Below are 22,434 nucleotides of genomic sequence, written 5' to 3'. Positions count from 1 at the left end.
ACGGTGTAAAGAGTGATGATAATTTCTAAAAAACAGCTTATTGGGGTGGTAGCGATCGGTATTCTTTTGGCTGGCGTTGTCTTTTTTATCTGGTGGGTAAGCAAAGGAAGATTTATACAGACGACGGATGATGCTTACATAGGTGGTAATATCACCACGGTGGCAAGTAAAGTTTCTGGTTATATTTCTGCTATAGAGGTGCGCGATAATCAGAGTGTAAAAAAAGGCGATATTATCCTGCGTCTCGATGATCGGGATTATCGTGCAAATGTCGCCAGGCTTGAGGCAAAAATAAAAAGTAGCAAAGCCAATCTCGAAAGCATTCAAGCCACTATTGCGATGCAGCAGTCGATAATTCAAAGTGCCAGTGAAACATGGCAGGCAGTAAAACATGAGGAGCAAAAGCGCCTGCGAGATACTGAACGTTATGAAAAACTCGCACAATCAGCGGCAATATCGCAACAAATTATTGATAACGCCAGGTTTGACTACCAGCAGGTCGCAGCAAAGGAGCGCAAAGCCGCGAACGATTTCCTGGTGGAGAAGCAACGGCTGGCAGTTTTATCTGCTCAGGAAGAAAACGTACGTGCAAGTATCGAAGAAGTTCAGGCCGCTTTGACTCAGGCACTACTGGATCTGGAATATACCCTTGTTCGTGCGCCGATTGATGGCATTGTCGCAAACCGCAGCGCCCATACAGGCAGTTGGGTGGAAGGCGGCACATCGTTAGTTTCACTAGTACCAGTCAGTGAGTTGTGGGTTGATGCAAATTATAAAGAAAACCAAATAGCGGGAATGAAGCCAGGAATGAAGGCTGAGATCCGTGCTGATATTCTCAAAGGGGAAGTGTTTCACGGTCACATTGAAAGCCTTTCCCCAGCGACAGGAGCCAGTTTCAGCTTGATTCCGATAGAAAATGCCACTGGCAATTTCACCAAAATTGTTCAGCGTGTCCCGGTACGGATTGCATTTGACGACGCAAAGGAATTAAAGCAACTTCTTCGCCCGGGACTGTCCGTCACCGTCAGTGTTGATGAGAGATGATGTCTATGCGTAAACATATTGCTTTCGCCAGTATGTGTATTGGATTATTTATTGCTCAGCTTGATATTCAAATTGTATCGTCATCCCTAAATGAAATAGGTGGTGGTCTGTCCGCAGGTAAAGACGAAATGGCCTGGCTTCAGACCAGCTATTTAATTGCCGAGATTATTGTTATTCCGCTCTCTGGGTGGCTGTCACGGGTATTTTCCACTCGTTGGCTTTTTACTCTATCCGCGGGAATATTTACTTTAATGAGTATCGCTTGTGGACTTGCATGGAATATTCAGATCATGATTTTTTTTCGTGCTTTACAGGGAGTTGCTGGCGCATCCATGATCCCTTTAGTTTTCACGACGGCGTTTATTTATTACCAGGGTAAAGAGTTGGGGTTGGCTGCTGCGGTAGTCAGTGCGCTGGCCTCACTGTCACCGACGCTAGAGCCAACTCTGGGGGGCTGGATCACTGATAACCTCGACTGGCGATGGCTATTTTATATCAATATATTACCGGGCATATATTTAGTTTTGAGTATTCCTTTTCTGGTTAATTTTGATAAACCTGATCTCTCTTTACTGAAAGTTGCTGATTATCCGAGTATTATCCTGTTGGCCATGACACTGGGATGTCTGGAATATACCCTTGAAGAAGGAGCGCGCTGGGGATGGCTGGATGATAATACTATTTTGCTGACATCAGTTCTGGCATTGGTGAGTTTTATTTTATTTGCTGCGCGTACACTTAAAATATCCAATCCGATAATGGATCTTCATGCTTTTAAGGATAAATATTTCACACTGGGATGTTTCTTTTCTTTTTCTGGAGGGGTTGGAATATTCTCTACTGTATATTTAATACCTGTGTTTTTGGGGCAGGTTCGCGGATTAAATGCCGAAGAGATAGGTTTTGCCGTTTGCACAACAGGTATTTTCCAGTTATTTTCTGTTCCCTTTTACTTCTGGTTAAGTAAAAAAATAAATCTGCAATGGCTGTTGATGGCGGGGCTGGGCGGATTTGTGTTTTCAATGTATCTTTTTACCCCTATAACCCACGAATGGGGATGGCAGGAGTTACTGTTTCCACAGGCAATTAGAGGGATTTCGCAGCAGTTTGCGATGGCCCCCATCGTAACATTAACGCTGGGGGGAATTCCAAAAGAACGGCTGAAGTTAGCCTCTGGTGTATTTAATTTAACACGTAATCTTGGGGGCGCAAGTGGTATTGCCCTGTGTGGCTCTATTCTCAATAATCGAACTAATTTTCATTTTTCGAGAATGGGTGAAAAAATGGTTTCTGTTCCCCATACGATGAATGACTTCATTTCCAGAAGTGCTTTGTTTTTTAATCGCAGTGGAAGTGACCAGACATCGGAAATACTGGCTTCAACCAAATTATTGAGTCAATTGATGCTGAGGGAGGCGCAAACTATGGCATTTTCGGATACCTTTCTGCTAATCAGTGGTCTGTTATTTATCGCATTTTTGTTGGTTCCTGCTATGAATAAATCATCCTGATCGGAGCCTGTGCTGAATTAAACTCGGGCTAAACTGTTCGATACTGCTAACAGGCTAGTATAAAATGCCCCGCCTGCGCAGATACTCACAGGTATGAAGTAGAGTATTGTTTCAATCTGTGAAGGGAACGATGCAGTAAGTATGAACAATTAACCCGTCTGAATCACGACGTGTGAAGGTGCATAGGAGGTTACATGAACCTTGACGACAAATCGCTGTTTCTTGACGCCATGGAAGATGTCCAGCCGCTGAAACGTGCTACAGATGTCCACTGGCATCCAACGCGTAACCAACGTGCGCCGCAGCGTATCGACACGCTGCAACTTGATAATTTCCTCACCACTGGATTTCTCGACATCATCCCGCTAAGTCAGCCGCTGGAGTTTCGGCGGGAAGGTTTGCAACATGGGGTGCTGGATAAGCTGCGCAGTGGTAAATATCCGCAACAGGCGAGCCTGAATCTTTTGCGCCAGCCGGTGGAAGAGTGCCGCAAAATGATGTTCAGTTTCATTCAACAAGCCCTGGCGGATGGTTTGCGTAACGTCCTGATTATTCATGGCAAAGGACGGGATGATAAATCGCATGCCAATATTGTCCGCAGCTATGTGGCGCGCTGGCTGACCGAATTTGATGATGTTCAGGCATATTGCACCGCGCTACCGCATCATGGCGGCAGCGGGGCGTGTTACGTCGCACTACGTAAAACAGCGCAGGCGAAGCAAGAAAACTGGGAGCGCCACGCTAAGCGCAGTCGTTGATCACGAGACGCATCCGTGGCTTATGCCGCCAGCACGCGGTTGCGTCCATCATTTTTCGCTCGATACAAAGCATCATCAACGCGTTTAAACAGTTCATCGATGCTTTCATTTCCTTCGTGATGCGCCACACCAATGCTGACAGTAAAGCGTGGTAAGCTCGAAATACTCACTTTTGCCACGCTTACGCGGATAGTTTCAGCCAGCGAAAGCGCGGTATCCAGTGGGGTTCTTGGTAGCAATAAGACAAACTCTTCGCCTCCCCAACGAAACACCAAATCGCCTTTGCGAGCGCAACTTTCGAGAGTGCGGGCAAGGGCGCATAACACCTCATCACCTTTAGAATGCCCATAGAGATCGTTAATGTGTTTAAAACGATCGGTGTCGATGAGCAACAAGCTGTAATCCTGAGCGATGGCGAGGTGCTGCATTTGGCCTGGCTCGGTAATGTGATAAAACTGTCGCCGATTCAGTAATCCTGTCATCGCATCATGGTGGGCAGCATGTTCCAGCTGCTCCTCCAGCCGTTTTTGCTCAGTAATATCATGCACAATACATAACATGAGCTTGTCACCATAAATTTCAATCGGCCCGGCATAGGTCTGCACATGACGAGTCGAACCATCCGCCAGTTTATGAACAAAATTCAAAGGTTTATGACCACCGGGTAAATGCGAGATTTCATGCATGATAGGCATGACGCGACGCCCGAGCATATTAATTTCCCAGGTATGTTTCTGGCACATCGTTTCATGGTTATAACCATAGAAATTGAGCGCGGCGAGGTTAGCATCGACGATTTGGCCATCTCGTGAGGGGTCAATCAACAACATTGGTGCAGAGTTAGTCAGAAAAAAGCGCGCATAAAAACCTTGTTTTTTGCGCTGATAATTTGCCGAGCGACTGGCTTTTAAACCCAGCGTTGCCGGCGCTTCGATACCTTCGAAAATAATCACCGGTTCTGCTTCTGTCAGCTTTCGCAAAACAAGTCGACAGCTCAATGCTGTTTCCTCTTCTTTACGCTGAACGGTGAGTATTTCGATAATATCGTGTTGATTTTGCAGATCGGAGAGGTATTTCGGCAGTTCTTTTTGTGAGGAGACGGAATAGGGACCGGTTCGTAGCTGACTAAACGTGAGGTCTTGCATCAACAGTCGCGCCGCGCTGTTGGCATAAATTAACTGTTCCTCAAAGGGCGAAACGATCCAGACAGGACTGGTGAGTAAGTCCAGGGTATTGAAGTTGTGTGTAATCATTGAGATCCCATTATTTTTATCAATTTTTGTTGCTATCCGATCGCAAAAAAGCCACGTCATATGATCAGATAATTCTGATAATGATAGACGCTATTTAACACTTCACACGGTTTGTATACGGAAAAGCATTTTGCTTTTTGTATTCAATTTAGACAGAATTTTATTAATCATTTCAGGGTAATGGGGTGATGAGATGTTGCGTAACAGGGCCAGAAGGCTAGACTACAAAATAATGCGTTGATGATGGAGGCACTGTGGAAGCGATTAAGGGATCGGACGTTAATGTCCCGGATGCAGTATTTGCATGGATGCTGGATGGTAGAGGCGGCGTTAAACCGCTGGAAAATACAGATGTGATTGATGAAGCGCATCCCTGCTGGCTCCACCTTAATTATGTACACCATGATAGCGCCCAATGGCTGGCGACAACACCGCTGCTTCCCAATAACGTACGTGATGCGCTGGCGGGCGAGAGCACACGGCCCCGAGTCAGTCGTCTCGGTGAAGGCACGCTGATTACATTGCGCTGTATAAACGGCAGCACCGATGAACGCCCCGATCAACTGGTCGCCATGCGTGTATATATGGACGGGCGGTTAATTGTTTCGACCCGACAACGCAAAGTGCTGGCGCTGGACGATGTGGTGAGCGATCTTGAAGAGGGCACTGGTCCGACCGATTGCGGGGGATGGCTGGTTGATGTGTGCGATGCGTTGACCGATCATTCCAGCGAATTTATCGAGCAGCTGCACGATAAAATTATCGACCTCGAAGATAATCTTCTCGATCAGCAAATTCCACCGCGTGGATTCCTGGCTCTGCTGCGCAAACAATTAATTGTGATGCGTCGCTATATGGCACCGCAACGTGATGTTTATGCTCGTCTTGCCAGTGAACGTTTGCCGTGGATGAGCGATGACCAACGCCGTCGGATGCAGGATATTGCCGATCGCCTTGGGCGCGGTCTTGACGAAATCGACGCCTGTATAGCACGGACTGGCGTGATGGCGGATGAAATCGCTCAGGTGATGCAGGAAAATTTAGCTCGTCGTACCTATACAATGTCGTTGATGGCAATGGTCTTTTTACCCAGTACGTTTCTGACAGGGTTATTTGGCGTCAACCTTGGTGGGATCCCTGGCGGCGGATGGCAATTTGGATTTTCAATTTTTTGTATTCTGTTAGTTGTTCTTATTGGTGGTGTTGCTTTATGGTTGCATCGTAGTAAATGGTTGTAACAAAAGCAATTTTTCCGGCTATCTGTATACAAAAACGCCGTAAAGTTTGAGCGAAGTCAATAAACTCTCTACCCATTCAGGGCAATATCTCTCTTGCAGGTGAATGCAACGTCAAGCGATGGGCGTTGCGCTCCATATTGTCTTACTTCCTTTTTTGAATTACTGCATAGCACAATTGATTCGTACGACGCCGACTTTGATGAGTCGGCTTTTTTTTGCCTGTTATTTATCAGCGTCTACCCTTTAAGAGTCCACCCAATGACCGGAGGGAAATATGACGACACTTATTTATTTGCAAATTCCTGTCCCTGAACCGATTCCTGGCGATCCTGTTCCAGTACCCGATCCGATCCCTCGCCCGCAACCCATGCCTGACCCACCACCCGATGAAGAACCGATTAAATTGTCGCATCGTGAGCGTAGATCTGCGAGGATACGCGCCTGCTGACTTTGCGTCGATGACCACGAGAATAGATTGTGACCGCTTTTTCTACCCTGAATGTTTTGCCTCCCGCCCAACTCACAAACCTTAATGAGTTGGGTTATTTAACCATGACGCCGGTGCAGGACGCCGCGCTTCCGGCGATCCTTGCCGGAAAAGATGTTCGCGTGCAGGCGAAAACCGGCAGCGGCAAAACGGCGGCTTTTGGCCTCGGCTTGTTACAGCAAATTGATGCGTCGCTATTTCAAACCCAGGCTTTAGTGCTGTGTCCTACGCGTGAACTGGCGGATCAGGTGGCAGGTGAATTGCGTCGGCTGGCGCGTTTTCTGCCAAATACCAAAATTTTGACGTTGTGCGGTGGTCAACCGTTCGGTATGCAGCGTGATTCGTTGCAACATGCGCCGCATATTATCGTGGCAACGCCGGGCCGTTTGCTGGATCACCTGCAAAAAGGCACTGTATCACTGGATGCGTTGAATACGCTGGTGATGGATGAGGCCGACCGCATGCTGGATATGGGATTTAGCGACGCCATTGATGATGTCATCCGTTTTGCGCCAGCATCTCGGCAGACGCTTCTGTTTTCGGCAACCTGGCCGGAGGCCATCGCCGCAATCAGCGGAAGAGTGCAACGCGATCCTTTAGCGATTGAAATTGACTCAACAGATGCTCTGCCACCTATTGAACAACAATTTTATGAGACATCCAGCAAAGGCAAAATTCCTCTGTTGCAACGGTTATTAAGCTTGCATCAGCCATCCTCTTGCGTGGTGTTTTGCAATACCAAAAAAGATTGCCAGTCTGTCTGCGACGTGCTGAATGAAGTAGGGCAAAGTGCATTGTCGTTACACGGCGATCTGGAGCAACGCGATCGCGATCAGACCCTGGTACGTTTTGCTAACGGTAGCGCCCGTGTACTGGTCGCGACTGATGTTGCTGCGCGTGGTCTGGATATAAAATCGCTTGAGCTGGTGGTGAACTTTGAGCTGGCGTGGGACCCTGAAGTTCATGTACATCGCATCGGTCGTACAGCTCGTGCAGGAAATAGCGGTCTGGCGATCAGTTTCTGTGCCCCGGAAGAAGCACAGCGGGCCAATATCATTTCTGACATGTTGCAGATAAAACTTAACTGGCAAACGCTGCCAGCGAATAGTTCCATTGTGCCGCTGGAAGCAGAAATGGCAACGTTGTGTATCGATGGCGGGAAAAAAGCCAAAATGCGCCCGGGTGATGTATTAGGTGCGCTGACAGGAGACATCGGGCTTGATGGCGCAGATATTGGCAAAATCGCCGTGCATCCGGCGCATGTTTATGTCGCGGTGCGTCAGGCTGTTGCTCATAAAGCATGGAAACAGCTACAGGGCGGGAAGATTAAAGGAAAAACGTGCCGGGTGCGGTTATTAAAATAATGAAATGTTGAATCGCAGGGTGCAAGAGTAAACATCTTCTTCGGGATTGCCGGATGCGACGCTGGCCGCGTCTTATCCGGCCTCCATAAGAGTAGCCCGATACGCTTGCGCATCGGGCGCTATCCTGGTTATTTCACTTCAACCACATTCAGCCGTAACTCATCCAACTGATTTTCATCTTCTTCAGGCTGCCAGCCCGACGGTTGTAGTGGGATCTCTTCGCGATCAAACGCCAGATCACCCCCGTTAACCACTTCAGAACCGTGAGTAATGCCTTTAAAATCGAACAGGTTGGTATCGCACAGATGTGACGGCACCACATTCTGCATCGCGCTGAACATCGTCTCGATACGCCCCGGATAACGTTTATCCCAGTCACGCAACATGTCAGCAATCACCTGACGTTGCAGGTTAGGCTGTGAACCGCACAGGTTGCACGGAATAATCGGGAACGCTTTTGCATCGGCAAAGCGCTGAATATCTTTCTCGCGGCAGTAGGCCAGCGGACGAATCACGATATGTTTGCCATCATCGCTCATCAGTTTCGGAGGCATACCTTTCATCTTGCCACCGTAGAACATATTTAAGAACAGCGTTTGCAGGATATCGTCACGATGGTGACCCAGCGCGATCTTCGTCGCCCCCAGTTCCGTTGCGGTGCGATAAAGGATACCGCGACGAAGACGAGAACACAGTGAGCAAGTGGTTTTGCCCTCCGGAATCTTCTCTTTCACGATACCGTAAGTGTTCTCTTCAACAATCTTGTACTCAACGCCCAGCGTTTCAAGATACTCGGGCAGAACGTGTTCCGGGAAGCCCGGTTGCTTTTGATCGAGGTTAACAGCCACCAGCGAAAAATTGATTGGCGCGCTTTGCTGCAAATTGCGCAGAATCTCCAGCATGGTATAGCTGTCTTTACCCCCGGAGAGGCAAACCATGATGCGATCGCCTTCTTCAATCATATTGAAGTCAGCAATGGCTTCGCCCACGTTACGACGCAGACGTTTTTGTAATTTGTTCAGGTTGTATTGTTCTTTCTTTGTAATTTGTTGATTTTCTTGCATTATTTCAGTTCTCTGGTACTAAATGGGGCATATTGAGGGCAAACTTTGCAACTACGATAACCGCGCATTCAACATGGCTACCTGTTCGTCGTTCATGTCATCAATCCACATACCGTAAATTTCATACACCATCTGCGCAGTTTCATGCCCCATCTGGCTGGCTATAAATGCCGGGTTCGCTCCTGCCGTCAACAGCCAGCAGGCAAAAGTATGTCGCGTATGGTACGGATTACGGCGGCGAATACCAGCACGTTTTACTGCTGCATTCCATCTCGCTCCCAAATAGTCGTAGTGAAATCTGATGGGAAAGCCTTGCTTAGCATGCTGGTGTTGCGCTACCCGTACAGGATGCGGTAACACAGGAAGAAATTAGAACAGAAACTGTGGCGGACATTGTGCATTCGTTGCCAGGCGGAGAAATAGAACGCTACAACAGGTGCAGAATATAATTTTTCGCGAGTGCCAGAATAGCGATATTATGCAGTGTTTTTTAGTTTTCTATCAGGGGATATTTTGTGAAACTTTTCGGTGAATAAAATAATTCTCTGTAATAAATGATGAGTATGGTTGGTGGTTATATTTGCGCATGGAAATATTACATTAGACATGAATGTGTTTCAAATGAAAGAGCCATGACACCCGAATGGAGTTAGGGATTCATTACGTATCTAATCTAAAGAATAAGAAAAATACTTAATTCATTGTGGGTGGTGATGATATCTTGATATGTGAAAATGGTTCTCTTAATAAGATGTAACTAGCTTATTACTTATCCATAGCACAAGAAATGGTCCTGTATCTGCGTTGCCATGAAATAAGATAGGCCTAAATGTAATAAAGAGTTGCATGACAAAATTACTAAAGTTCACAATAAAAAAGAATTAAGTTTTTTGTTCAGGTATTTTTTTAGTGTATTGTTTTGAAATGTTCTACGCTGCTCTAACCTTCAGTCTGAAGAGGGCTTGAATCGTGATGTCAGTTCGATTGACATAATGTTATTAATAATGTTTACGTTTGAATGTGAAATATGCTTAACTATGCCTTGATTGTTAATCACAGGGACTGACTATGAGAAAAATACTGATGTATTTATGTATTAGCATATGGATTGTTATATCATGCGTGCCTATCATATTAACTAGCGAGTATTTAACAGAGGCGAGTATAATGGCATTGATGTTTGGTCATGCCAATGCACTATGTATTGGGGTTTTTATTTCTATTATTTATATAGAATGCTGGAGGTAAATAGTGTGAACAGCATTAGTTTGATGATTTTATACTGAACTAAAGGGGGGAAGAGGTAACGAAAAAAGACCTCCACCAGGTACGAATCTGAGGCGGGCAGATGGAGGTCGATATCTACACGATTAAATTGATAAGTAAAAGCCCCATCAGGGATTGATTTTTTCGAGTCTAATTTAAAGTAATTTCAACGATTTGGCAGAATTTCTTAGAGTTAATGATTTTCAAGTTTTCGATTACCAGGAAAAAGGCTGGGTGCTGATAAAATAGTCATCTGCATTCCTTAAATTGTGTAAGGGTGAAAGGATAAAGTTCAATTTAAAGGCGGTGCAATATTAGCACCATCTTATATATGTAATGATTGATTTGCCTCTTTATTCTACTGTTGAGATTATTGTTTTCGAAAATTGATTATTATAAGCGCGAAAAGAAATGCTACAGCAAATAAGAGGACGATTGTCGGCGCTGGGGCTCTGTCGAGAAAATATAATAACCATACACCTGATATTGTTATTGATATCGTTACGGCGATAAGTAATGCCTTATGAAAGCGATGCGTGATGAGGACAGCAATAGACCCTGGAGCTATTAATAGTATATAGACAGAATAATTCCGACTGCTTTTAATGTGGCAAAAATGGTAGGCGATACCATGCAGAGTAAACCGTAATGTAATAATGATATCTGTAATCCGCTGACTTGTGCCTGTTGATAGTCAAGACAAAAATTCCTGAAAAAACGATACCTATAATGGTATCTTTCTTTATGATGCTATTATCTTTCAGATAGCCAGTTGCAATTGCACAAAACAGTCCTACAATAAATGCACCAATTCCCAGCGGCATACCTATAATCCAGGCATAGAACTATGCCAGGAAACATTGCGTGGTTCATTGCATCTCCTATTAGCGCCCAGTCTTTTAATACCAGAAAAACTGATAATAATGCACAGGGGAACGATATTATAATAGCGATTATCAATGCATAATTCATAAATTTAAATTGTAATGATTAGAGGGGAAAATGTCAGCACATTTGCGAAATAAATCAAAAAGCCCGCAGCAATGTGCGGGCGTTAGTGTCAGCGCACAACCAGCACGGAGCACTCTGCGTGACGCACTACAGCTGCGGCGTTAGAACCGAGCAGATAAGTGGTGATATCCGGTCGATGGGAAGCAATGATGATCATATGAGCGGGGATCTTCTTCGCCAATTCCAGAATGCGGTCTTTGGGCGAGCCTTCCTCAACATGGACATGCACTCTGTCGGTTGGCAGTTTAAATTTTTTAATGATCTCTTCCAGTTGCGATTTGGCTTCCGCTTTCAGGTCATCCATTGCCGGTAATTCTGCGGAATACGCTAAACCCAGAGAGGCATAGTAGGGCAGCGAAGGTATTACCGTCAGGAAATGAACCTCTGCATCATCAATCTTTGCCTCTGCCTCAACGTGGCTAATCACGCGTTGAGTTAATTCTGAATCGGAAATATCGATAGGGACAAGAATCGTTCTGTTCATAAAACCTCCTGTTTTAGTATCCGCATAAAGTGTAACGCCAGATGACACTTTTTGTGTAATGACGGAGTTCACATTTTTAATTTAGATCAAAGGAGGATGAATAGGCAGAAAAAGCCCGCCAAAACAGCGGGCAGGGGGATTTAGAACTGATAAACCAGACCTAAAGCGACGATATCATCGGTAGAGATGCCATTGGCAGCGTAGAAGCTGTCATCTTCATCCAACAGGTTGATTTTATAGTCAACGTAGGTGGACATATTTTTGTTGAAATAGTAAGTCGCGCCAACATCGGCGTATTTAACCAGATCTTTATCATCAACACCTGCTGGGTTGTCTGCACCACCGGCAGCGTGCAGGTCACGGCCTTTAGACATCAGGAAAGAGACTGCCGGACGCAGACCAAAATCAAACTGGTACTGTGCAGTGACTTCAAAGTTCTGGGTTTTGTTTGCAACAGCATAATCGCTGTCGCCAAACGGGGTCATATTACGCGTTTCTGAATACATGGTTGCCAGGTAAATATTGTTAGCATCGTATTTTAGCCCAGCAGTCCACGCGTCTGCTTTATCACCACCCGCCGCAGTATGGTTAACCTGGTCATTGGTGCGGTCAGAAGAGGTGTATGCCGCACCAGCGCTAAAGCCCATGCCTAAATCATATGTTGTGGAAAGACCCCAGCCGTCACCGTTTTCATGGCGAACATCACGTCCGTTGTTGGTGCCTTCCTGACCATTACTGGCACCTTCGTTGTTACCTTGATACTGCACCGCGAAGTTCAGACCATTTACCAGACCGAAGAAATCAGTATTACGATAAGTCGCGACGCCATTGGCACGACCAGTCATAAAGTTGTCTGCATTGGTATAAGAGTCACCGCCAAATTCAGGTAGCATATCAGTCCAGCCTTCGATGTCGTACATTACGCCATAATTACGTCCGTAATCGAAAGAACCGTAATCTGCAAATTTCAGTCCGGCAAATGCCAGACGGGTCCATGACTGGTTTGTTGAAGATTCGGTGTTGTTTGCCTGAATATTGTATTCCCATTGACCGTAGCCAGTGAGTTGATCGTTAATTTGGGTTTCGCCTTTAAAACCCAGACGAGCATAGCTCTGGTCGCCATCTTTCGCTGAATTATCAGAAAAATAATGCAGGCCATCAACTTTGCCATACAGATCTAATTTGTTGCCGTCTTTATTATAAACTTCGGCTGCATGTGCAGCACCTGCAGCGAGCAGGGCAGGAATTAAGAGTGCCAGTACTTTGCTTTTCATTGAATAAATCCTTTAGTTATTTTATTTGCCTTTCATCCCCATTTTGGGGAGTGAAAACATCCTAAAGGAGAAGTTCAGTTAGCCGATAAATATCATTTGTTACGCCTTAAGTAAAACCTTAATTAAATAATTCTTCAGAAATGATAATAAGTCTGGTGAATGTATTGGAAATAACACATACAAAATAAAAATTATACTTTTAATTTTCTATACGTTATTCTGCGCGGGTTATATGCCTTTATTGTCACAGATTTTATTTTCTGTTGGGCCATTGCATTGCTACTGATTTTCCAACACATAAGAAGACAAGCCCGAACAGTCGTCCGGGCTTTTTTTTAGAATTGGATAATCCTTATCCAGAGCATTTAATCGGTGTTGCTTTTTTCCGCTTTTCCGGCCATTTGTGCCAGGAAGTCATAGCGTTTTTGCAAATCAGCTGCAGCATCTTTCCATAACTGTTCTGCCACTTCTGGCTGCTGCGAATTCAGACGACGGAAACGCTGCTCGTGAAGTAACGTTTCTTCCAGTGCTTCTGACGGCGGGCGTGAATCCAGCGCCAGCGGCAGTTTGCCTTCATCGGCACGACGAGGATCGAAGCGATATAACGGCCAGAAGCCGGTAGCAGTGAGTTGGCGCATCTGATCGTGGCTGAGTGCCAGATCGTAACCATGCTCTTCACATGGGCTATAAGCGATGATCAGCGATGGCCCCGGATACGCTTCCGCTTCCTGAATCGCTTTCACCGTCTGGTTCAACTGCGCGCCGAGAGAAATCTGCGCCACATAAACATGACCGTACATCATCATACTGACGCCAAGATCTTTACGCGCTTTACGTTTGCCATGCTCGCCAAACTTAGTTACTGCACCCAGCGGTGTCGCTTTCGATGCCTGACCACCGGTGTTGGAATAGCATTGCGTATCCAGCACCAGAATGTTGACGTTTTCCGTCAAACTCAATACATGATCCAGACCGCCAAAGCCGATATCGTAAGCCCAGCCATCGCCACCAATCAGCCAGATTGATTTTTCCACCAGTGCATCTGCGTCACGCAGCAGTTCATGTGCTTCGGCAACATCGTTGAGTTGCTGGCGTAAAGCTGCAACCTGTGCACGACGAACCTCTGGCGTGGCGTCTGATTTCAACGCAGTCAGTAATTCCGTCGGGATTTTATCGGCAAATTGATCGAGCAGACGCAGCACGCGGACACGGTGTTGATCGACCGTCAGGCGGAAACCAAGGCCAAATTCGGCGTTATCTTCAAACAGCGAGTTCGCCCATGCCGGTCCACGACCATTGGCATCGGTGGTATATGGTGTTGAAGGCAGGTTACCGCCGTATATTGAAGAACAGCCAGTGGCATTAGCGATCAACATCCGGTCGCCATAGAGCTGAGTCAGCAATTTAATATACGGCGTCTCGCCACAACCGGAGCAAGCACCGGAATATTCAAACAGCGGTGTAATCAGCTGCGATGTACGAATATCAATACGTTCCAGTTTGCTACGGTCGATTTCTGGCAGGTTGAGGAAGAAATCGTAATTGATTTTCTCTTCTTCGACATGTTCCAGGCGCGACATCATATTGATGGCTTTAATCTCTGGATTCTGACGGTCTTTCGCCGGGCAAACTTCGACGCACAGGTTACAACCGGTGCAATCTTCCGGAGCCACCTGCAAGACATATTTCTGCCCGCGCATATCACGCGATTTCACATCCAGCGAATGCAGGCTGGCAGGGGCGTTTTCCATCGCTTCAGGCGGTACCACTTTTGCGCGAATAGCTGAGTGTGGGCAAGCGGCGACACAGTGGTTACATTGGGTACAGAGTTCCTCTTTCCAGATGGGGATCTCTTCGGCGATATTGCGTTTTTCCCAGCGCGTGGTGCCCATCGGCCAGGTGCCGTCTGGCGGCAGCGCCGAAACGGGGAGGGCGTCGCCAAGCCCGGCGAGCATCGCAGCGGTTACGGTTTTCACGAAATCAGGAGCGGCATCGGAAACCACTGGCGGTCGATTGGCGCTATGCGGATTAACTGGCTGCAGTGGAACTTCTTCTACGGATTCACGTGCCAGCGCCAGAGCCTGCCAGTTGCGTTCCACCAGATCCTGGCCTTTGCTACTGTAACTTTTGGCAATCGCACCCTGCAATTCTGCCAGGGCGCTATCGCCAGGCAGAATCTGCGTCAGATGGAAAAAAGCCATCTGCATGACGGTATTAATACGGGCCGCCAGGCCACATTCGCGGGCGATTTTCGCCGCGTTAATCACATAGAAGCGCGCTTTTTTCTGGTTTAGCACGGCCTGAACTTCCTGCGGCAAGCGCGACCACACTTCAGCTGCGCTGTACGGCGTGTTGAGCAGGAAAATGCCGCCAGGTTTTAAACGCTCAGCCATCTGATATTTATCGATAAACTGCAACTGGTGGCAGCCAACAAAATCAGCCTGGGAAATGAGATAAGCGGAACGAATCGGCTGTTCGCTCACGCGAAGGTGAGAAACCGTCAGGCCGCCCGCCTTTTTGGAGTCGTAAACAAAATAGCCCTGTGCGTACCACGGCGTGGAATTTCCGATAATCTTGATATTGTTTTTGGTCGCGGAAACGCTGCCATCACTACCAAGGCCATAAAACAAGGCTTCCAGTTTCGCCGAGTTTGGTAGGGTGTTTTCCGGCAACGGCAGTGACAGATTGGTTACATCATCGTAAATACCAACCGTAAAGCGCGCTTTCGGTTTAGCCGCGTTGAGCTCGGCAAATACCGCCAGTACACAGTCCGGGCCAAATTCTTTGGATGAAAGACCATAGCGCCCACCAATGACACGGGGCAGGGTTTCACGCTCGCCATTATTAAAGGCTTCTGCCAGTGCGGTCATCACATCCAGATAGAGCGGTTCTGCCTGGGCACCGGGTTCTTTGGTTCTGTCCAGTACCGCTACGTTGCGCACGGATCCCGGCAGAGCTTGCAGCAAGTGTTTGGCGGAGAAGGGGCGGTACAGGCGAACTTTCAGCACGCCGACTTTTTCGCCACGGGTCAGCAATTCATCAACCACTTCTTCACATGTGCCAATGGCTGAGCCCATCAGGATAATCACCCGTTCCGCTTGCGGATGCCCGTAATACTCAAACGGCTGATAATGACGACCTGTCGCGGCAGCGAAATCATTCATCGCCTGTTCAACATGGTCATAGACCGCGTTGTACCATGGGTTGGTGGCTTCGCGAGACTGGAAATAAGTGTCAGGATTGGCGGACGTACCGCGGATCACCGGATGTTCCGGGTTGAGTGCCCGGGCGCGATGAGCATCAATTTCTGCCTGCGGCATCAGTTCAAGAATCGTGTCATCGGCCAGCGGGACAATTTTATTGATTTCGTGAGATGTGCGGAAACCATCAAAGAAATGAATAAATGGCACGCGGCTTTTCAGCGTCGCGATGTGCGAAATGAGAGCAAAGTCTTGCGCTTCCTGGACGCTTGCTGCACACAACATCGCGCAACCCGTCTGGCGCACCGCCATAACGTCGGAATGATCGCCAAAAATAGAGAGTGCATGTGTGGCAACGGTACGTGCCGCAACATGCAGGACAAACGGCGTCAGTTCGCCTGCCAGTTTGTACAGCGTTGGGATCATCAGCAGCAAACCCTGCGATGACGTAAACGATGTTGAGAGGGCACCAGTTTGCAAAGCACCATGCACGGTAGCGATAGCACCCGCTTCCGACTGCATTTCAACCACGCGTGGTGTGTCTCCCCAAACGTTTTTCAAGCCGTTTCCGGCCCATGCATCAGCCTGTTCTGCCATCGTGGAACTGGGGGTAATAGGGTAGATGGCGATAACTTCACTGGTGCGAAACGCCACCGAAGCAACCGCGCCATTACCGTCAATAGTAATCATATGACACCCTTACATTGCGCAAATGAGGGGCGCACGAAATTGCTGCGCGCCCAGTAGTAATCGTTCAATTTTAGCAAATGGCCTTCTTCTGCATTTTCGCTTTTGTGTCCCCCACATCAGCGTAATGAATGTTTTGATCAAACAGAGGGCAAAAAAATAGCCATAAAAAAGTAAAAATGCGGGGCAACGCGCAGGACAGCTCTCGACGCCGCCCTCTGTGCTGCCTATTATTTATGGCGGTGTCGTTTGGCTTGAAGATCAGAGGAAGAAAAGATGCGAGCAGCGTTTTGGGTAGGGTGTGCCGCTTTATTGTTGTCGGCGTGTAGTAGTGAACCTGTTCAGCAGGCGACTGCGGCGCACGTAGCGCCAGGTTTAAAAGCGTCGATGTCCAGTAGTGGAGAAGCAAATTGTGCAATGATCGGCGGTTCGCTTTCTGTTGCCCGCCAACTGGATGGTACGGCGATTGGGATGTGTGCATTACCCAACGGCAAACGCTGTAGCGAACAGTCACTTGCCGCCGGGAGCTGTGGCAGCTATTAATTCATTAAATCCGCCAGCTTATAAGTTAATGTCTGTTTCGCGGTCGCCAGCGTTAACTGGTTCGCGGTCAGATCCACTTGTGCACCTTCTTTCAGCATTTCGCTAATGGTGTTATCGAGTTCATTAAGCTGCGGGTTAACGCACATCATACGGGTCATTGCCAGCCCTTTGGCGGTCAGTTCACCATTAGACAGTTTGCCTTCACCGCTAAAGCGGTTACACATGCTGCCGGAAATCATCATCTTTTCACCAAAGCTGATTTCTGGCGGATTTTTATCGCTGGTCACGGGCTTACCGTTTACGCTTTCCAGCACAAAGCGATGATGCTGTAGCTGTTCTGGCGTTACAGCAATTTTGTCACTACTTACACATCCCGCCATCAGCAGGCTTAGCGCAACAAGCGCGGCTACTTTCTTCATTGTGGTTCTCAATTACTGTTTCTGATTCAGGACTATTTTAAGAATAGAGGATGAAAGGTCTTTGGGGATTATCTGAATAAGCTCCCCTGGAATGCAGGGGAGCGGCAAGATTAAACCAGTTCGTTCGGGCAGGTTTCGCCTTTTTCCAGATTGCTTAAGTTTTGCAGCGTAGTCTGAGAAATACTGGTCAGAGCTTCTGCTGTCAGGAATGCCTGGTGCCCGGTAAACAGCACGTTGTGGCAGGCAGACAAGCGACGGAATACGTCATCCTGGATCACGTCGTTGGATTTATCTTCAAAGAACAGATCGCGTTCGTTCTCATACACGTCCATACCCAACGAACCAATTTTCTGATTTTTCAGCGCTTCAATTGCCGCCTGAGAATCAATCAATGCACCGCGACTGGTATTGACGATCATCACGCCATTTTTCATCTGATCGAAGGCGGCTTCGTTCAACAGATGGTAGTTTTCCGGTGTCAGCGGGCAGTGCAGAGAGATAACGTCTGATTCAGAGAACAGGGTTGGCAGATCGACATACTCCACACCGAGTTCCAGCGCCGCCGCACTTGGATACGGATCGAACGCCAGCAGACGCATACCAAAACCTTTCAGAATGCGCAGCATCGCCACACCGATTTTACCGGTACCGATAACGCCTGCCGTTTTGCCATACATAGTAAAGCCGGTCAGACCTTCCAGAGAGAAGTTAGCGTCACGGGTACGCTGATACGCGCGGTGAATACGGCGGTTCAGCGTCATCATCATACCGATGGCGTGTTCAGCAACGGCCTCTGGATCATAGGCTGGAACACGGACTACTTTGAGCCCCAGTTCTTTTGCCGCGTCAAGGTCGACGTTATTGAAACCGGCACAGCGCAAGGCGATATATTTAACGCCGTGCTTTTTCAGCTCTTCCAGCACCGGGCGGCTGCCGTCATCGTTTACGAAAATACATACCGCTTCGCAGCCATTGGCAGTTTTAGCGGTTTTTTCCGTCAGCAGAAAGTCAAAAAATTCCAGCTCAAAGCCAAAGGACTCGTTCACCTGTTGCAGGTACTTCTTGTCGTACTGTTTTGTGCTATAAACGGCGAGTTTCATAAGACTTTCTCCAGTGATGTTGAATCACATTTAAGCTACTAAAAATATTTTACAAAATTTCAAATATAATTGAAAGATATGGCGATATTGAAAAATTCATCAACAACTATGCTTAGTGTAGGCGCAACCTTCAACTGAACGGTTAAACATGCCACAATACCCGTATTGAATGCTTAATTTTTCGCTAAATCAGGATATTAACTACCCATGCTGGGTAAATATAAAGCCGTTCTCGCGCTGTTATTACTGATTATTCTTGTGCCGTTAACGCTGCTGATGACGCTCGGGCTGTGGGTTCCCACGCTGGCGGGCATCTGGCTACCGCTCGGGACACGTATTGCATTAGATGAAAGCCCACGCATTACGCGTAAAGGTTTAATCATCCCCGATCTCCGTTATCTGGTGGGAGATTGTCAGCTTGCGCATATCACCAACGCCAGCCTTTCACATCCCAGTCGCTGGTTATTGAGCGTCGGCACGGTAGAACTTGATTCTGCTTGTCTGGCGAAATTGCCGCAGACGGAGCAATCGCCAGCCGCTCCAAAAACCCTCGCGCAGTGGCAGTCCATGCTGCCTAACACCTGGATCAATATCGATAAACTGATTTTTTCTCCCTGGCAGGAATGGCAGGGAAAACTCTCTCTCGCATTAACCTCCGATATCCAGCAACTGTGTTATCAGGGCGAAAAAGTTAAATTTCAAGGCCAGCTGAAAGGGCAACAACTTACAGTCAGCGAACTGGATGTCGCCGCGTTTGAAAATCAGCCGCCGGTAAAACTGGTGGGGGAATTTACTATGCCGCTCGTGCCGGATGGACTTCCGGTAAGTGGTCATGCTACTGCGACGTTAAACTTACCGCAGGAGCCTTCACTGGTGGATGCCGAGCTGGACTGGCAGGAAAATAGCGGGCAATTGATTGTGCTGGCACGGGATAACGGCGATCCGTTGCTCGATTTGCCGTGGCAAATTACTCGTCAACAATTGACCGTAAGCGATGGTCGCTGGAGCTGGCCGTATGCAGGTTTTCCTTTAAGTGGCCGACTGGGTGTTAAAGTCGACAACTGGCAGGCAGGGCTCGAGAACGCTCTGGTCAGCGGGCGACTGAGTGTGCTGACCCAGGGGCAAGCGGGTAAAGGCAACGCGGTGTTAAATTTTGGCCCAGGAAAATTAAGCATGGATAACAGCCAGCTGCCTCTGCAGCTGACCGGTGAAGCGAAACAGGCGGACCTCATTTTATATGCCCGTTTACCTGCGCAGCTAAGTGGAAGTCTGTCTGACCCAACGCTGACCTTTGAGCCTGGCGCGTTACTTCGTTCAAAGGGAAGAGTCATTGATTCGCTGGACATCGATGAAATCCGCTGGCCTTTAGCGGGTGTAAAAGTCACCCAACGTGGTGTTGACGGACGTTTGCAGGCCATTTTGCAGGCGCATGAAAATGAACTGGGCGATTTCGTGCTGCATATGGATGGGCTGGCGAATGATTTTCTCCCTGACGCTGGCCGCTGGCAGTGGCGCTACTGGGGAAAAGGGAGTTTTACACCGATGAATGCCACCTGGGATGTCGCAGGAAAAGGTGAGTGGCATGACAGCACGATTACGCTGACCGATCTCTCCACCGGTTTCGACCAGTTACAATACGGTACGATGACGGTAGAAAAGCCGCGATTAATTCTCGACAAGCCCGTCGTCTGGGGACGTGACGCACAGCATCCCTCCTTCAGCGGCGCTCTGTCACTGGACGCCGGGCAAACGCTGTTCACTGGCGGCAGTGTGTTACCGCCATCAACCTTAAAATTTAGTGTCGATGGGCGTGATCCGACGTATTTCCTCTTTAAAGGCGATTTACATGCTGGTGAGATTGGCCCGGTTCGGGTAAATGGTCGCTGGGACGGTATTCGTCTGCGCGGTAACGCCTGGTGGCCTAAACAATCACTGACTGTATTCCAGCCGCTGGTGCCACCCGACTGGAAGATGAACTTACGCGATGGTGAACTGTATGCTCAGGTTGCATTTTCAGCTGCGCCTGAACAAGGATTCCGCGCGGGGGGGCACGGCGTATTGAAAGGCGGTAGTGCCTGGATGCCAGATAATCAGGTTAACGGTGTCGATTTTGTCCTGCCTTTCCGTTTTGCCGATGGAGCCTGGCATCTGGGGACTCGCGGTCCCGTTACGTTGCGAATTGCCGAAGTGATTAATCTGGTGACAGCGAAAAATATTACGGCTGATTTGCAAGGTCGTTATCCGTGGACTGAAGAAGAACCATTGCTGTTGACTGATGTTAGCGTCGATGTGTTAGGCGGTAACGTGCTGATGAAACAATTACGTATGCCGCAACATGACCCGGCGCTGTTGCGGCTGAATAATCTTTCCTCCAGCGAACTGGTTAGCGCCGTCAATCCGAAACAATTCGCCATGTCCGGGGCATTTAGTGGTGCATTGCCGTTATGGCTAAACAACGAAAAATGGATAGTGAAAGACGGCTGGCTGGCAAATAGCGGGCCGATGACCTTGCGGCTGGATAAAGACACCGCAGATGCGGTGGTGAAAGACAATATGACCGCGGGTTCAGCAATTAACTGGTTGCGCTATATGGAAATTAGCCGTTCATCGACAAAAATTAATTAGATAATCTCGGTTTATTAACCATGCAGGCCAATATTACAGGTACCAGTCGCGTTGATGGTAAAAGCGGTACGGTAAATCTTAATTACCATCATGAAGAGAATATTTTTACGCTGTGGCGCAGTTTACGCTTTGGCGATAATCTCCAGGCATGGCTGGAGCAGAACGCGCGTCTGCCGGGAAATGACTGTCCGCAAGGAAAAGAGTGTGAGGATAAACAATGAAAATTTTACTGGCTGCGTTGACGTCATCTTTTATGCTGGTTGGCTGTACGCCTCGCATTGAAGTCGCTGCACCTAAGGAACCGATCACTATCAATATGAACGTTAAAATTGAGCATGAGATCATCATCAAGGCAGACAAAGATGTCGAAGAGCTGCTTGAGACCCGTAGCGATCTTTTTTGAGGTGATGATGAAAAGAACATTACTTCTTTGTGCATTTCTTGTTGGCTTGGTAAGCAGCAATGTAATGGCATTGACTCTGGATGAAGCCAGAACTCAGGGGCGGGTAGGCGAAACATTTTATGGTTATCTGGTTGCGCTGAAAACAGATGCTGAAACTGAGAAATTAGTAACCGACATCAATGCCGAACGTAAAGCGAGCTATCAACAACTGGCAAAGCAGAATAATGTGTCGGTGGATGATATCGCGAAACTCGCCGGGCAAAAGCTTGTAGAACGGGCCAAACCCGGGGAATATGTACAAGGGATAAACGGTAAATGGGTGCGAAAATTTTAATAGCAAAACCGCAATATCGGGATAACGCTACAGGAGAAGACGATTAATCTATTTTCCGGAAACATTTTTCTCTTTTAATTATAAGGATGAGTTATGTTTCCGCTCTAATTTATTTATTCGAGTATTGATTTTATACCCTTTTTTCATTAAATAAATATCTATGTGACGCATTTGAATTTATAATTTATATAATATACATAATTTGTATGTTTCGCGGGTTTATTTATTTCTCTGTATTATAAATCCAGATTGTCAGAGAATATGTTTGATTAGGTAACAATCTACTGGCAATATTGGACGTCCTCTATGTTTTAAATAATCAATTGGTCGGGTCAGGGTATCCGACCTTCTTTATATTCGCCAGAAGGA

General features: G+C 47.5%; 16 protein-coding genes and 5 pseudogenes. 12 read left to right on the top strand and 9 right to left on the bottom strand.

Features of this window, described 5'->3' with window-relative positions:
* Positions 1-15: 15 nt before the first annotated feature.
* The 3 genes and pseudogenes from EAS44_RS13620 to smrA all read left to right on the top strand — a co-directional run bounded on the left by EAS44_RS13620 (position 16) and on the right by smrA (position 3,313).
* Positions 16-1,044: an HlyD family secretion protein gene (locus EAS44_RS13620; RefSeq protein ID WP_000587196.1), complete on the top strand. Its 1,029-nt coding sequence runs from the start codon at positions 16-18 to the stop codon at positions 1,042-1,044.
* A pseudogene (locus EAS44_RS13615) lies at positions 1,041-2,496 on the top strand (DHA2 family efflux MFS transporter permease subunit). The gene EAS44_RS13620 and the pseudogene EAS44_RS13615 overlap by 4 nt, the downstream one beginning before the upstream one ends.
* A gap of 253 nt (positions 2,497-2,749) precedes the next feature.
* Positions 2,750-3,313, top strand: a complete 564-nt coding sequence (smrA, locus tag EAS44_RS13610; protein ID WP_001046820.1) for a DNA endonuclease SmrA — start codon at positions 2,750-2,752, stop codon at positions 3,311-3,313.
* A 20-nt stretch (positions 3,314-3,333) separates the two neighbouring features.
* On the opposite strand, the gene dgcM is transcribed toward smrA, so the two are convergent.
* Positions 3,334-4,566 carry a diguanylate cyclase DgcM gene (gene dgcM / locus EAS44_RS13605; RefSeq protein ID WP_001350888.1) on the bottom strand — a complete coding sequence of 411 codons (1,233 nt, stop codon included), beginning with the start codon at positions 4,564-4,566 and terminating at the stop codon, positions 3,334-3,336.
* A 193-nt stretch (positions 4,567-4,759) separates the two neighbouring features.
* Here dgcM and ydaN point away from each other — a divergent pair, with 193 nt between their 5' ends.
* The 4 genes from ydaN (at position 4,760) to dbpA (ending at position 7,655) form a co-directional block, all read left to right on the top strand.
* Positions 4,760-4,807, top strand: a complete 48-nt coding sequence (gene ydaN, locus EAS44_RS25385; RefSeq protein ID WP_211180494.1) for a protein YnaN — start codon at positions 4,760-4,762, stop codon at positions 4,805-4,807.
* 13 nt (positions 4,808-4,820) lie between these two features.
* Positions 4,821-5,804: a zinc transporter ZntB gene (zntB, locus tag EAS44_RS13600; RefSeq protein WP_000387388.1), complete on the top strand. Its 984-nt coding sequence runs from the start codon at positions 4,821-4,823 to the stop codon at positions 5,802-5,804.
* Between the two features lie 274 nt (positions 5,805-6,078).
* On the top strand, positions 6,079-6,252 hold the full coding sequence (gene ynaL / locus EAS44_RS25130) for a protein YnaL (RefSeq protein ID WP_001296046.1): 174 nt from the start codon (positions 6,079-6,081) through the stop codon (positions 6,250-6,252).
* 29 nt (positions 6,253-6,281) lie between these two features.
* The gene (gene dbpA, locus EAS44_RS13590; RefSeq protein ID WP_000123782.1) at positions 6,282-7,655 is read left to right on the top strand and encodes an ATP-dependent RNA helicase DbpA; all 1,374 of its coding nucleotides are present in this window, start codon (positions 6,282-6,284) and stop codon (positions 7,653-7,655) included.
* Positions 7,656-7,783: 128 nt separating this feature from the next.
* On the opposite strand, the gene ttcA is transcribed toward dbpA, so the two are convergent.
* A complete protein-coding gene (ttcA, locus tag EAS44_RS13585) occupies positions 7,784-8,719 on the bottom strand; it encodes a tRNA 2-thiocytidine(32) synthetase TtcA (RefSeq protein ID WP_001157413.1) in 936 nt (311 codons plus the stop codon).
* A 51-nt stretch (positions 8,720-8,770) separates the two neighbouring features.
* A pseudogene (locus EAS44_RS13580) lies at positions 8,771-9,001 on the bottom strand (tyrosine-type recombinase/integrase); the annotation flags it as partial.
* A 12-nt stretch (positions 9,002-9,013) separates the two neighbouring features.
* Here EAS44_RS13580 and EAS44_RS13575 point away from each other — a divergent pair.
* Positions 9,014-9,129 (top strand): annotated as a pseudogene (locus EAS44_RS13575) (DUF1627 domain-containing protein); the annotation flags it as partial.
* Between the two features lie 1,226 nt (positions 9,130-10,355).
* Here the strand turns inward: EAS44_RS13575 and EAS44_RS13565 are convergent.
* From EAS44_RS13565 to nifJ, 4 genes and pseudogenes are all read right to left on the bottom strand, one after another.
* Positions 10,356-10,957 (bottom strand): annotated as a pseudogene (locus EAS44_RS13565) (metal ABC transporter permease).
* 88 nt (positions 10,958-11,045) lie between these two features.
* Entirely contained in the window at positions 11,046-11,480 is a 435-nt protein-coding gene (gene uspF / locus EAS44_RS13560) for a universal stress protein UspF (RefSeq protein WP_001295593.1), read from the bottom strand.
* A gap of 140 nt (positions 11,481-11,620) precedes the next feature.
* Entirely contained in the window at positions 11,621-12,754 is a 1,134-nt protein-coding gene (ompN, locus tag EAS44_RS13555; RefSeq protein WP_000837933.1) for a porin OmpN, read from the bottom strand.
* A gap of 365 nt (positions 12,755-13,119) precedes the next feature.
* The gene (gene nifJ / locus EAS44_RS13550) at positions 13,120-16,644 is read right to left on the bottom strand and encodes a pyruvate:ferredoxin (flavodoxin) oxidoreductase (RefSeq protein WP_000628251.1); all 3,525 of its coding nucleotides are present in this window, start codon (positions 16,642-16,644) and stop codon (positions 13,120-13,122) included.
* Positions 16,645-16,917: 273 nt separating this feature from the next.
* On the opposite strand from nifJ, the gene ydbJ reads away from it, so the two are divergent.
* Positions 16,918-17,184, top strand: coding sequence for a DUF333 domain-containing protein (ydbJ, locus tag EAS44_RS13545; protein WP_001295715.1), 267 nt, complete (start codon positions 16,918-16,920; stop codon positions 17,182-17,184).
* On the opposite strand, the gene hslJ is transcribed toward ydbJ, so the two are convergent.
* On the bottom strand, positions 17,181-17,603 hold the full coding sequence (gene hslJ, locus EAS44_RS13540; RefSeq protein WP_001331651.1) for a heat shock protein HslJ: 423 nt from the start codon (positions 17,601-17,603) through the stop codon (positions 17,181-17,183). The genes ydbJ and hslJ overlap by 4 nt on opposite strands.
* Positions 17,604-17,713: 110 nt before the next feature.
* On the bottom strand, positions 17,714-18,703 hold the full coding sequence (gene ldhA, locus EAS44_RS13535; protein ID WP_000762229.1) for a D-lactate dehydrogenase: 990 nt from the start codon (positions 18,701-18,703) through the stop codon (positions 17,714-17,716).
* Positions 18,704-18,910: 207 nt separating this feature from the next.
* On the opposite strand from ldhA, the pseudogene ydbH reads away from it, so the two are divergent.
* From ydbH to ydbL, 3 genes and pseudogenes are all read left to right on the top strand, one after another.
* Positions 18,911-21,549: pseudogene (ydbH, locus tag EAS44_RS13530) on the top strand (YdbH family protein).
* On the top strand, positions 21,546-21,731 hold the full coding sequence (ynbE, locus tag EAS44_RS13525) for a YnbE family lipoprotein (RefSeq protein ID WP_000698145.1): 186 nt from the start codon (positions 21,546-21,548) through the stop codon (positions 21,729-21,731). The pseudogene ydbH and the gene ynbE overlap by 4 nt, the downstream one beginning before the upstream one ends.
* Before the next feature lie 7 nt (positions 21,732-21,738).
* A complete protein-coding gene (gene ydbL, locus EAS44_RS13520; protein WP_001296049.1) occupies positions 21,739-22,065 on the top strand; it encodes a YdbL family protein in 327 nt (108 codons plus the stop codon).
* Positions 22,066-22,434: the final 369 nt, after the last annotated feature.

Origin of the sequence: Escherichia coli DSM 30083 = JCM 1649 = ATCC 11775 (assembly GCF_003697165.2) — a bacterium.
GTDB lineage: Bacteria > Pseudomonadota > Gammaproteobacteria > Enterobacterales > Enterobacteriaceae > Escherichia > Escherichia coli.
The sequence above is the reverse complement of the archived record's forward strand: the minus strand, read 5'-3'. Positions and strand labels throughout refer to the sequence as shown.